This is a genomic window from Heyndrickxia camelliae (assembly GCF_002844575.1).
GTDB classification, from domain to species: domain Bacteria; phylum Bacillota; class Bacilli; order Bacillales; family Bacillaceae_C; genus Margalitia; species Margalitia camelliae.
This window is the reverse complement of the sequence record NZ_PIQO01000001.1, coordinates 73,648-86,439: the sequence shown is the minus strand read 5'-3', so window position 1 is coordinate 86,439 and position 12,792 is coordinate 73,648. Positions and strand designations below refer to the sequence as shown.

The following is a 12,792-nucleotide window of genomic DNA, read 5'->3' as shown; positions in this document are numbered from 1 at the left end:
TAACAAGTATTGTTTTTATTTTTTACAATTCCCATCCTATTGTATATAGTAACTATATAGTCAAGGAGGAATGGTAAAAATGAATAAAAAAAAGGGAAAATATTTAACGACAGGGGAATTCGCAAAGCTTTGCAAAGTAAATAAACAGACACTCTTTTTTTACGATCAAATCGGGCTTTTCTCTCCTGAATATAAAAACGAAAAAGGTTATCGTTATTATTCGATTCGCCAAATAGAACTATTTATTGTTATCGATTTATTAAAGGATCTTGGTATGTCGCTAAACGATATACAACAATATACGCAAAACAAATCGCCGGAAGGTTTTTTATCCATCATGTATCAAAAAAGAGAAGAGATTGTGAAAAAACGTCAGGAAATCGAAATAAAAGAAAAAATTATCGAGACAAAAATAGCATTAATGGAAGAAGCATTACGTCTTGATTTCAATCAAATTACGCTTGAACAATTACCAGATGCAACACTTTATTTAAGCAGAAATATTGAAAATATAACTGCAGACGAATTTGTAGCAGTTGTTTCAGATTTTATTAATGAGTTAGATGTATTGCAACTCGATACGGGTTATCCCATCGGGGTTATAACAAAACGGGAGCAAATTCTGAAAGGAGAATTCACAAATTATAGCTATTTATATATTGAACAACCAAATCCAAAGGAAGGATATCCGTATTTCACCAGTGTAAAGGGGGAATTTCTCTGTGGATATCACATAGGGGACGAGAAAACGATACATAAGACATATAAGCGACTTTTCACTGAGATGGAACGTTTAAATTTAGCCTTAGGAGATTATGTTTTTGAAGAATATATTTACGATACTGTTGTCGTGAATCATAAGGAACAGTTCGTCACCAAAATTTTAATACAAGTTAATCAAATGGAAAATTAATCTCTTCTTTATGAGGCTTCAAATATTCTGCTTTTAAGTTAGGAAGCCCCGTTACATCAAAAAATATCAGAAATGGTTCTTAAAACTATTGGAAAGTCAAAAGGCACATGCGTTAAGTGCTGGAGAAAAAATTAATTTAATTGATAATGATTATCATTATATATATAATAAATAGAAAAGATATTTGAGGAGGGTTATATTTGTTTGTCATGAATGCCCGTTTTGAAGCAGAAAAATCCCATGAAGAACGTTTAAAAGCTAAAGCAAAAAAGAATAAACAGGATATTCAAGGTGCTGAAGGATTAGTTTCATATGAATGCTGGAGAAAAGAAAAAAAGGATACTATTGAGTATGTATTTGTATCGAAGTGGGAAAAACAAGAAGATTTTAAGACATGGATATCTAGAGATGAACATGTTGCTGAACATAAAGCCCAACGCCAACAGCAAAAAGAAACTGGTGTTAAGCCTACTTCTGCTTTTAAGAAAACACTGCAGTCCTATGAAGTTTATGATGAACTAGAAAAAACAAATTAAAATTTGTGATCTTGAAAAAATATTTTTATTTTATAATCGTGGGAAATCATGATATCACCGCATATCCAACGTTCATTATGGTTTCCTTTCCACTTTTATTTCTCGTATAAATATGAGGGAAGTAGCAGATATAACTCCCGAAAGAAGATTCATTTTTACAATTCCTCGCCATATATTTTTATTAAACGCCTCTGTAGCTCTAGAAGGGAAGAGCGCCGGAAAACAATTGCATCACCGGGTCGCAAGGCAAGGGTTTCAGAAGCACCGAAAAGCAAATTAGCTGAGACAGGTGAAATTCCTGTCGGTGTAAGTCCGTAGGGAAGCGTGTTCTCCCCTAGCCTATGCTTACGAAAGGAGTGCGGGTTCGAATCCCGTCAGAGGCATCCTCCTCTTTCTTAGATCTCATGCTGGAAACTTCAACAAAAAGAGTGCCTCCGCTTGGATCACACTCCATACAAATAAATTATTAACATCTTACATATTTGCGTTTAAAACCAATCCGCCCTCTTTCAATCTCTTTTTGGATACTATCGTAAGCGTTTAGGATACTGCTTTTTTTCTTGTCTCGTTTGATTTCAACTATACCAATTTCCTTCGCGATCTCGACCGCCTTTTCATGTAAAGGCAAATATGAGATCCCCACGGTGTATAGAAAATTATTCATAGCGGATTTTGTTCTATCCGGTGCATCCTGAATCGAATTCTTCACCGTATCCAGCATATTAGAAATCTTAATTTCAGAAAACTCGCTGTCTTTGCGATTACCTAAAAGCCAGCAGTAACAACTCCATCCCGCTGACATCCTCAGTTCACTACCGCTAGAAATCCATTTATCCGCAACTGCTTGTGAAATATCTGACTCTGATAGAGTTACAGCCACCACAAAATCAGACAGCATATAAAAATATGCTCCATCCATCCAACGATCAAAATCCGACTCATTCATTGCTTTTGGGTCTGCAATAATTCCTGCAAAGTACATTGCATCATAGTTACCCGTGGCATAAAGCTTTTCAGCTAAACTCTGATTTGTTTTTATTTTCTTAGCGATTGGTTTCATTGCACCGGTAGCAACTCCGAAAAGTGGGTCGTGTGCACCGTTGGATATGTATATTTTTTTCGTTCGTTCCTTCCCCAGGGCTTCCAGTTCTTGCATAACGGTTTCGAATTCCATATCTTGCATTCCCTCCCTCAACCATACTCATTCTAATATAGACCATTAATGTATATATCTTTACTGATCTTTCATCCTTTATTATAGAGTTCAATTTTTAATTTAAATGATAAAACTTTTTTATAAAAGAAGCTCAGTCATCAGATAGTTGCTCTCCATCAAAAGATTGGACTTTATTGTGTGGACTTTGTCCGTTTTCACCATTTACATCCTCTTCTTCGTATAGGGCAGTACTATACTCTTCATTTGTAACATTTTCATGCTTTTTCATGACGATCATCCTCCTATACTAAACTAATTAATACCATTATTATGGCCCTCCTTAGCAATGCAAATTCAATATCGGAGCATCTTCACTAAATAACATGTTCAACAGTAGAAAAAAAGTACCTCCAACTTACTAGACTAGTGTAAATTCAAAAGGGATGGTTTTTTAAAGGTCGATACCAACCCTTAGGTAGGTGTATATTCAAAGTATTTTTGTGATTTTGGAGGAAAAGAAAACCACTAATTTTATAATGTAAGAAACCCCTTCCCATTCTATTTAATAAGTTGTTGATGCGGAAGTTGCCGCTACCTGGTCAGCCTTCACACAATCAATTGCAACCACGAGCGCAATAATGATGGTCTCCATCTCTTCAGTCATTATTTGAACCTTATAGCTATCCCCCCAAGTGAACCATTCCTTACTTACTTTTCCCACTGGTTCACCATGCTGGAATACCTGAAAATTCATATCCCACCAATTGCCATGTACTTCAATGTCTGCAGCTTCAATCGTATAACGTGCTTTCAAAAAAGAAAACTCCTTCTTAATGGTTAATACTTCTCGACCATTGACCTCAACAAAGAACTTTGGCAAAAAACTGAACACCTTTTTTGTAATGAGCCCAACTTCTTCTCTTTTTGTATTCATTATGGAGAAAGTCTTTGGAATTTGCAGAAAACTGCCCTCCACGAAATAAATATCCCTCTCCTGCTCATCCTTTACTGCAAATTTTCCACTTAGACTCAATACCTTTTGCTTTATATAGAATTGCTTCATGATTATCCCCCCTTTGATATAGCATAATGCTAGTCGTTTTATATTGTTCTAACTGGAACTCTATTCCATTTATTAATCACTGCTTACCAGTAGCTAGCCAAGCTGGCCAAAATCCACTTTTCATTACAAATTCTACAATGCTTTATCCTTATCCTTCTTTTATTGCATGTTAGTTCAAGAACTGTTTGATTATATATTTCATTGTTTAAAATCCAAGGTATTTGTATGGATTACTTCTTGCAATCTCCATAAACACTCTCAACATAAAATTCGAACTGACCTTAACAATGAATAATTACAATCATTTAGCTATACAGGTTTCGTTCTAATTGGGACTTGTCATGTTTTTGATGCCTGGAACTAACCCCAACGTTTTCCTTCGTTTTATAATTTTTGGATTAAATATAACAAATATGTAGTAAAAAAGTCATAGTTGTTCCGATTTTGTAGTGTTGTCATTAAATTAAAAAGAAATGTAAACTAGCCGTTCTGTAAATATGTTACAGGCCTGTGATAATGTGATAGAAGATCATTTACAGGAGGTAGCATCCATGAAAAACATATACATGAAGGTGGTAGTTGTAGCATGTGTTGCTACAACTACTTTAATTGGCATCCAAAATAGAACCGCAGAGGCTTTTACTGGAGAACATTCCGTTAAGATAGAAAACCTTTTAATAAAGGAAAAGCAAGAAACGAAAATACAACAAGCAGGATTTGATATTCAAAAATTATCAATGACTCACGATAAAATTCAGGACAAAGTAATAAAACAAGAAAAGGAAAAAAGAAAACAGGATAAAGGGAAAAAGGAAAAAATGAAAGAAGAATATTCTATAAAGATTTCAAGCAAAGAGAAGGATCTACTTGCGCGCTTGGTTCAAGCTGAGGCAAAAGGCGAACCTTTTAAAGGAAAGGTGGCCGTTGCAACCGTAGTATTAAATCGTCTGAAATCTCCTGAATTTCCAGATACGATAACGGGCGTCATACAACAAAAGGTTGGGGATTGCTATGCCTTTTCTCCTGTACAAAATGGGCAGATTAAAAAGCCTGCATCCAAAGATGCTAAAAAAGCTGCCGAGGTAGCTTTAAAAAGCAAGGATCGTTTACATGATTCCGTTTATTTTTATAACCCAGAGATTGCAACAGATACTTGGATTCGCAGCAGAGATGTTGTGACAACAATAGGAAATCATGTGTTTGCAAAATAAAAAATACCCCAACTTTGTATATATCTATTATTATTCTTCCCATTAATGACATAAAAATCTGCCCCCTAAAATGGATAATCCAACTTAGGGGGTTTTTAGTTATTGATTTGAGCTTAATAAAACTATTACAGTCCTAATGTTCTTTCACATCGCTTTAAGATACCCAAAGATATTTCATCGGATTGCTGCGTTAAAATTTTCCAATTCAAGTCTGTTTAACCAATTATGCACTAATGTATTAAATACATCGGCTTGTTCAATTTGTAGATTATGACCAGCCATATCAAGCACTGCAAAAGTTGCTCTTGGGTAATCCTCGATTAGCCTCCAGGCATCCTGGTATCCGACTACATGGTCCTGACGTCCAGTGATAATTAATGTGGGATACTCAAGTCTTGATGAAATATCGAAGGTAAAGCCATACCCATTGTTACGAATATGCTCTAGGAATTTTTCATTTGTTTGTTTAGAAGGAAGTAAAATTTCATTCCGAAACCTCTCCCATTCAGTCTGACCTTGCACTACCCCCATCGAGCAAAATTCATCAGCCTCCTCTGGCGACAAATTTGATATAAGATTGATATCTCTTTTTAGAACCTTCTGTACTGGTACTTCTCTGTGCTCGAATTCAGGTATAATCATGGGTGCCATCAGAAATAATCCGCGAATGTTAGCTTCCCGAAAATGGGCAATACCTCTAGCCATATACCCGCCATATGAATTACCGCAAATAATAAATGGTTGATCAGCGATAAGCTCGTCCAGGAGACGTAACACAGCCTCTAACATATCATCCGAGTTCTGAATTGAGGGTTGCGGGTCTGATTGTCCCATACCTGGTAAGTCTATGTATATTCTCTTCCAACCACTTCTTTTCTCGAATAACGGTTCCATTGCATGTAACATCACTTGATGGTCAAGTGTCCATCCATGCAGCATAACGATGGGATATCCTTCACCAATTACTTTATAGTAAATCGACATGCGGTTATTCCCCCTTTCTTTAAACATAAGTTTCAATCTATAAATCAAGCATATACGAAATAATAAAAATTCGGAATAACATAAATAACTTAACTAACAGTTTGTTCATTGTTAGATACCTTGAATCACCAGATATTATATCTAATCCATTTTCCTCAAAGATTTTATCTAGAAAGGTATTCTCATGAAAAAATCCTATAGACATGAAAACCCTATTTCAAGTGTCCACTCTTAATGGTATCTATATATTTTTTGAGCAACTTATTTTCTCCGACAGCATGTTGGGATATCCTCCAGCTCCGATTGTTAATGTGATTGGAAAGTTTCATTCCCTATCAGGTACGATTACTCTCCAACGGGGATCAAAATTTTCAAACCAGCACCATCTATCCAACTCTCGGAGTTCCGTAACATACAACAAACAGGCAACACTTCATATTAGCATCCAAATGAATAACCTTAATAAGAACAGCGAGAAAGGATAAGTATTCCGGCAATAGCAATCACTACTGTGAAAATCTTTGTAAGACAGCCACCTCCGGTTAAAGCCCGCATGTCACCCGACATTGAACGATTTATAGCGTCTCCTAAATTACCCATTGGATTTTCTTTATTCTCTTGGTTCTGTCTTTTCTCTTGTTCATCACCCTTATTCACCAATTTCCCCCCTATATTTTTCATTATGAAAATTTATTCTCCGGAAATTAAATATTATCCTTCTCACATCATTTTCCTTCCGTACTAAACTATATTTACGGTATTCTTCATTTCTCCAGCTCTTTTAGCCGGCTAAATTGGCGGATTGTGCCAAAATTTCGGTCCAAGTTTGTTTCATAGAGTTGGTACAATAATTGCATTTTAAAAAATGAATCTAAAAAACTAGGAGAAATGAAGGCTGCTGTTGTAAAGGAATTCAAAAAGCAATTAGATATTAAAGAGTGCCGTAGCCTACTTTGAAATATGGAGAAGTTTTAGTAAAAATCAAAGCATGTGGGGCTAGCCGTACAGATCTTGTATGCTGTATGACTTCGGACATAACAAATTTATTAATCATCTGTTTATTACATTCGAGGTTTAATGAAATAATCCTGTTTTAAATTCCTGCGTTTCCTTTTCCAAACATTAACTACTTCATCTTTTGGACTTTTTTATAAGCCCTGTGCCTTTTCGCTTCTTTCTCACATTATAAAAAAAGAGGTGTTCGCCATAATAATGGCTTACACCTACCATTCCCATACATACCAAAAATCATTGCTAAAGGTTCTCGTTTTAAAACTATTTCGTATTTGTTTAGAAAAAGCCTTTTATCAATCCCTAACAAAGAATTATTGAAAGAAAAGCTACCTGAAAAACCGCCATTATACTTTATAGATTGTTTATCTCTAAAAGCGGCTTTTCTTTTTCAACTTCCATTGCAGAGACAATGTAAGCAAAGCCGTTCATTAATAAGTAAATTACATTGGATTGAGCCCGCTCCGTCTCACCAATATAGGTATTAACCAGAATTATCGCTGAGTAAAACAATACAAAAAATAAAGCAATCTTATTAAATAGGACCATACCATCAACACTCCTTCGTAAGGACTTTTACTTCTTATCATATTGGTTTTGAAGCATTCTTATGCAACCGATAAGAAAAGTACCTTTCCTTTAATAAATCCTTCTGGAAGAAGTTACAGCTGTTCACCTATAACTATTTTCATTCATCAAATAGAGCACGATTAATCTGCCAAAACAATTCGTGAGATTGTATTTTTTCATTATTCCACAACATGATAACATTTATCTTATGGTCGGGATATTGAAAAATTTCTGATCGAAAACCCGGTGTTCCTCCACCAATTAGACGAAGATCCCCCCTTAAAAACCAACCATATCCATACTTTAACCCTGGATCAAAATCAACCGTGGCGTATGGTGTGAACATCTTATTCGATAATTCCTCATCTAATACCTTTCCTGATAAAATAGCGTTGCACCACTTATTTAAATCCCTGACAGTTGAGTAAAGTTCTCCGGGTGCTTGTACAAGATCTGCTAATTTATCGTTCTCAGCATTTCTATATTCTCCATTTACAATGGTGTGCCCATATGCGCGATTAACATGGATAAGTCGTGGGTTATCCTGTCCAGTATCTTCCATTCCCAGCGGTTCAAAAAACATTTCTTTTAAAACCTTTTCAAAAGGTTTCCCTGTTACTTCCTCCAATATATAGGAGATTAATAAAAAGCCCGTGCTACTATATTTCCATTTTTCACCAGGTGTAAATAGTTGTTCTTGTCTTCCTAAATATCTTAGAAAATTTCCGTTCTCATGAAGCAACTTACTAACCTCATGCCGAAGATTTGGAACATCATAAATATCAAAAAGGCCAGATGTATGTGAGAGCAAATGATGAAGTGTGATCTTTCGGTGTAAATCGTCTAAACCTGACAAATATGTGCTGGGGTGATAATCGAGGTTGATTTGACCTTTGCCATGCAGTTTTAAGGCAGCTGCCGCTATAAACATTTTTGTCACAGATGCAATATGGTACTTTGTCTCAATCTTATTGGGAACCCCTAGTTGAATGCTTGCCTCTCCAAATGCTTTTTCATAAATTACGTTGTCATCCTTTGATATTAAAATAGTCCCGCTTAACGGTTTTTCTGCGTGATAAGCATTAATGCAGGACTCCATACGTGTTTCAACTTTATTCAAAGCACTCCCTCCTCCATATTCGGTATGTCCATTATTCATCTAGGATGCTTTTATATTCTACAAATTAGATTTCTACTAAATATAAAAATATCCTTTTTCTTATTGTAAATATTGAGAATTTCTTTATCTTGGTATTAGCGGAAATGCTCGTTAAATATATTTTTTTCAAGGACAATTTTGTGGACACCTTTTTGATCTGTATATGTACTGATAACATCAAAACCATTTTTTCTATAGTAATATCCACTCCTCCGAGCCAGCTATAAAAATTTTTTCATTAATCCATCAGAAGTGCCAAAAAACATCTTTATGTAATTCCAAAATTCCTTCTATATCTTTTCCTCAGGCATTGCATGAAACATAAAATAATCAATGATCAAATATAATAACCCCAATCTTTGCTCATTCGTTTTATAGATTTGTTTTTCTTAATAAGCAATCCTGCTTAACCTTCATACATTTAAAATTTTGTACTCGATAGGAATTGTTATAAAGAGGAAAACACTTCGTTTGTTATATTATTATGATGGAATCTATCTGCTAGCATAGCACCCATTCATATATACATACTTCTTTTTCTCCTCGCTGATACATATCGTTGTATTCTGGTATATCAACTATTTTTACTAGATTTGCCCCAACATACTCGCATGTTTTTCTTGAAGCGATGTTATCTGGGTTGCAGGTAACAATCAGTTTCTCCATTCCATGAGCATGTGCCACTTTCTTTAAAAGCAATACGGCTTTTGCAGCATAATGATTTCCTCTAAATTCCTCCTTAACTGTATATCCTATGTGTCCACCATAGTATAAATTTTCATTGTACCCAATTCTAATATCTATTTTTCCGATAGATTCGGAGGAACCGCTTAAATAAATATCAAAATGATAAGCAGGAACCCAGTTCTTATCTTTATTTCCTGGGACTGTGTTTACAAGAAATAAATCAATTTCTTCTCCTTTAATAACATCAAAATCCAAAAAATTGAATTCCAATTATACTCCCCCTGTTTTAAATATTATTTCTTTTGATTAACTGTGTTATTTCTCGACAATTAATTCTCCTCCATTTAATAAAGAAAACAAATTAATATTAAGGTTCTTTATAAATTGATTTATCCTTTTTCTAAAGTTACTATCAAACGATACCCTAAGTTTTAACGCAAAATTAATGTGTGCGTTTCTGATCTGCCAAATAAATGAAAGTAATATACAAGTATTTTAAATTGGATTCTAGATAATAAAAGAATGTCCCAAAATTGGAGACATTCCTTTTCTAACAAGCAATAGTTACTTTCCTTCTTACATATTAGTCTATTTTTTATTTTTGTTTTTTCCAATTAATATATCTAAATCTACCGTTATTGGAGACAAATTCTTATTTAAAAAAGATTTCACCTGTTCTTCTGTTGTTGACCACGTTAATGGAGTCATTTGAATCAACCATGCAATGGAAGATTTGTTAAGATTCACGGTGTAATTTAACCTTAAACTTTCAACAGATTGAAAATTCTCGTTAAATCTCTCTACGGTTTCCAAATTAGAGTAATGTTGCTTTTCTGTTTCACGATATAGATGTTGTCGTAGCTCTTTTAAATAATCACTTTGAGGCACAACTTTAATTACGAAACCATCTGATTTCAGCAATCTATTAAATTCAGCGTAATTTGAAGGAGATAAAATATTAAGAATAACATCAAATTCTTTACTCTTAAATGGTGTATTAGCAAGGTCAGCAACTGCCCAAATTTTATTAGAATAGTTCTTTGAAGCTACAATGATTCCTTCTTTAGAAATATCAATTCCTACCCCTACTACATTTTTAGAGAAGTCAGGGGCAACAATATCGCAAACATTATAAAGATGTGAACCCTCACCACATCCCACATCAAGTATAGATATTGTTTCTTTTGTCTTAATAAGATGATTATTAATCATTTTTGCAATTACGTGGCTTAATGGTTTATAAAATGCACCTTTGGTAATAAGTGCTCTTCTTGCTTCAAAAAGCTCTTTGCTGTACTTGGTATTTACTGAATGAGTCGTCAAGTTCAAATATCCTTGCTTGGCAAAATCAAACGTATGATGATTTGAGCAAATTAAACTTTTATACTCGACAACCTTCATTGACGATTTACAAATTGGACAGGCAAAAATGTTTTCATGGTTGCTTACATATTTTGCACTATTAGTTCTTTTATTCTCTTGTAACAAGGAAGTCACCTCATTCATTTGTTTTTAGATACATGAAAAAGGCATAGACAAATAAACCCTCATCATATTTTTTTTAAAGATGAGTTGGATTTGAAAGTAGTCTATACCCGGTTTTATCTAAAACGAATGAATTGAATAATCATGGAAATATCTCCTTATTACAAATATAGGGATTAAACCCATACATAAATAATAACGAATCTTAAACGTATTTACAAACCCATTTTCCGCACTGAACTGCTGGATCTTTGAAGAATCATTTGGATAATTGCTTATTATAGGGGAGATCATTTATACACTTTACATAAAGATTGTTAAATAGTGGGTACGCTAATAAAGTAACCATAAGCATGTTCGCGTAAAGGATGTGATGTAAATGACGAATGAAATTATTGTTGAAGAATTAAACACTATACTGAGAGGAACCTACATGGGTATACGTGCATTTGAGCATTATATTCAAGAGCTAGATAAGACCGATTTGAAGCAGAACTTCCAAACGATGCAACAGGATTTAAAACAGAACGCCTCCAAGTTAGCTAAGCGTATTCAGGACCTTGGTGGAGTCCCAGCTGATAGTGAAGGGATATCTGGATCCATTCACAGTTTCATGCATAAAGTAAAGCTGCCTCACGATAAAAACAAAATCATTGAGGATGCAATAGAAGGAATAGATAACTATGGTGTCCACTATTCAGAAGAGCTAGTTAAGGGAGATTTAGACGAGACGAGCAAACAAATTGTGGAAGACGTTATTAACACTAACAGAAGACATGTTGGAAAACTAAAGCAATTACTCCATTAAAATCAATAGACCATCAAAGCCAGTTGATGGTCTCTCCGTATATCTACTCGTTTCTCCCAACCATCTCTATATTCAGTATTCATTGACAGTTAAACAACGATTAACTATTCCAATTTCTATATCAATTTAATTGGCTTACTTTATTACGTTATAGTTTTTTTGAGAAACATATATCTGTTGGACGATCTCGTTATTAAATGGATTCGCCAATCATAACTCAATTTTACTCGAATGAATGAAACCACTTATTTAAATAGATGCGTGGATACAAGCAAAGTATTTTGATAAAGTCTACATTCTAGATTAGTACTAGTATCGTACACTATCCGATTAATCTGGCCAGTTTACATAATAAAAAAGCGTTGAGGCATGATTTAGCGGCAGAGATTTATATTGGAGTTACTCGTGGTCGGGATGGGATGAATATGAAGAATGACCTTGATTGGTTAGAAGAACCCTTTACAGCTATACAAGGGCTCGAAGGAACAACTCTAGCAAAATATCAGTCTATTTAGCCTTTATATCCTTTCTAAAGGTCATCTTCTGCCTAATATCTGTCCACTTGGTCTTTATACCCTTTCTAAAAGACATCTTCTGCCTAAATACCTGTCCATTTGGCCTTTACAATCATTCTTAAGTACATCTCCAGACTAAATATCTATTCACTTGGTCTTTATACCTTTTCTAAAAGACATCTTCTGCCTAAATACCTGTCCATTTGGCCTTTACAACCTTTCTAAAGGTCATCTCCAGACAAAATACCTGTCCACTTGGCCTTTACAACCTTTCTAAAGGTCATTTCCACACAAAATACCTGTCCACTTGGCCTTTACAACCATTCTAAAGGTCATCTACAAGCAAAATATCTGTCCTCTTGGCCTTTACAACCATTCTAAAGGTCATCTACAAACAAAATATCTGTCCACTTGGCCTTTACAACCATTCTAAAGGTCATCTACAAGCAAAATATCTGTCCTCTTGGCCTTTACAACCATTCTAAAGGTCATCTCCAGACAAAATATCTGTCCTCTTGGCCTTTATAACCTTTCTAAAAGACATCTTCTGCCTAAATACCTGTCCTCTTGGCCTTTATAACCTTTCTAAAGGTCATCTCCAGACAAAATATCTGTCCTCTTGGCCTTTATAACCTTTTTAAAAGACATCTTCTGCCTAAATACCTATCCATTTGGCCTTTACAACCGTTCTTAA

13 protein-coding genes and 1 pseudogene are annotated in these 12,792 nt (G+C 34.7%); 5 read left to right on the top strand and 9 right to left on the bottom strand.

The genetic code is table 11. The features are described from left to right. Positions 1 to 79: 79 nt before the first annotated feature. A complete protein-coding gene (locus CWO92_RS00430) occupies positions 80 to 913 on the top strand; it encodes a MerR family transcriptional regulator (protein ID WP_101352217.1) in 834 nt (277 codons plus the stop codon). A gap of 209 nt (positions 914 to 1,122) precedes the next feature. After that, on the top strand, positions 1,123 to 1,449 hold the full coding sequence (locus tag CWO92_RS00425) for an antibiotic biosynthesis monooxygenase family protein (protein WP_235851548.1): 327 nt from the start codon (positions 1,123 to 1,125) through the stop codon (positions 1,447 to 1,449). 466 nt (positions 1,450 to 1,915) lie between these two features. Here the strand turns inward: CWO92_RS00425 and CWO92_RS00420 are convergent, their stop codons facing one another. The 3 genes from CWO92_RS00420 to CWO92_RS00415 form a co-directional block, all read right to left on the bottom strand. After that, complete coding sequence (locus CWO92_RS00420; RefSeq protein WP_101352215.1) at positions 1,916 to 2,623, bottom strand: DNA alkylation repair protein; 708 nt, start codon at positions 2,621 to 2,623, stop codon at positions 1,916 to 1,918. Positions 2,624 to 2,756: 133 nt separating this feature from the next. After that, positions 2,757 to 2,894 carry a hypothetical protein gene (locus tag CWO92_RS25180; RefSeq protein ID WP_158175777.1) on the bottom strand — a complete coding sequence of 46 codons (138 nt, stop codon included), beginning with the start codon at positions 2,892 to 2,894 and terminating at the stop codon, positions 2,757 to 2,759. A 273-nt stretch (positions 2,895 to 3,167) separates the two neighbouring features. Then, on the bottom strand, positions 3,168 to 3,668 hold the full coding sequence (locus CWO92_RS00415; protein WP_101352214.1) for an LURP-one-related/scramblase family protein: 501 nt from the start codon (positions 3,666 to 3,668) through the stop codon (positions 3,168 to 3,170). Between the two features lie 551 nt (positions 3,669 to 4,219). Between CWO92_RS00415 and CWO92_RS00410 the strand changes: the two genes are divergently transcribed. Continuing rightward, positions 4,220 to 4,879 (top strand): cell wall hydrolase, encoded by a 660-nt coding sequence (locus CWO92_RS00410; protein ID WP_101352213.1) that lies wholly within the window; start codon positions 4,220 to 4,222, stop codon positions 4,877 to 4,879. Positions 4,880 to 5,053: 174 nt separating this feature from the next. On the opposite strand, the gene CWO92_RS00405 is transcribed toward CWO92_RS00410, so the two are convergent. Continuing rightward, positions 5,054 to 5,863 carry an alpha/beta fold hydrolase gene (locus CWO92_RS00405; protein WP_101352212.1) on the bottom strand — a complete coding sequence of 270 codons (810 nt, stop codon included), beginning with the start codon at positions 5,861 to 5,863 and terminating at the stop codon, positions 5,054 to 5,056. A gap of 459 nt (positions 5,864 to 6,322) precedes the next feature. Next, positions 6,323 to 6,520, bottom strand: coding sequence for a DUF6366 family protein (locus CWO92_RS00400; protein ID WP_233269782.1), 198 nt, complete (start codon positions 6,518 to 6,520; stop codon positions 6,323 to 6,325). A 231-nt stretch (positions 6,521 to 6,751) separates the two neighbouring features. Here CWO92_RS00400 and CWO92_RS26470 point away from each other — a divergent pair. Next, positions 6,752 to 6,876 (top strand): annotated as a pseudogene (locus CWO92_RS26470) (alcohol dehydrogenase catalytic domain-containing protein); the annotation flags it as partial. A 352-nt stretch (positions 6,877 to 7,228) separates the two neighbouring features. Here CWO92_RS26470 and CWO92_RS00395 read toward each other — a convergent pair. From CWO92_RS00395 to CWO92_RS00380, 4 genes are all read right to left on the bottom strand, one after another. Next, a complete protein-coding gene (locus CWO92_RS00395) occupies positions 7,229 to 7,423 on the bottom strand; it encodes a hypothetical protein (RefSeq protein ID WP_101352210.1) in 195 nt (64 codons plus the stop codon). 139 nt (positions 7,424 to 7,562) lie between these two features. Next, on the bottom strand, positions 7,563 to 8,564 hold the full coding sequence (locus CWO92_RS00390; protein ID WP_235851541.1) for a serine hydrolase domain-containing protein: 1,002 nt from the start codon (positions 8,562 to 8,564) through the stop codon (positions 7,563 to 7,565). A gap of 540 nt (positions 8,565 to 9,104) precedes the next feature. Beyond that, positions 9,105 to 9,560, bottom strand: a complete 456-nt coding sequence (locus tag CWO92_RS00385) for a GNAT family N-acetyltransferase (RefSeq protein WP_101352209.1) — start codon at positions 9,558 to 9,560, stop codon at positions 9,105 to 9,107. A 318-nt stretch (positions 9,561 to 9,878) separates the two neighbouring features. Further along, on the bottom strand, positions 9,879 to 10,778 hold the full coding sequence (locus tag CWO92_RS00380; RefSeq protein WP_235851540.1) for a putative RNA methyltransferase: 900 nt from the start codon (positions 10,776 to 10,778) through the stop codon (positions 9,879 to 9,881). Positions 10,779 to 11,154: 376 nt separating this feature from the next. Between CWO92_RS00380 and CWO92_RS00375 the strand changes: the two genes are divergently transcribed. After that, positions 11,155 to 11,583 carry a DUF2383 domain-containing protein gene (locus tag CWO92_RS00375; protein ID WP_101352207.1) on the top strand — a complete coding sequence of 143 codons (429 nt, stop codon included), beginning with the start codon at positions 11,155 to 11,157 and terminating at the stop codon, positions 11,581 to 11,583. The last annotated feature ends 1,209 nt before the right edge of the window (positions 11,584 to 12,792 follow it).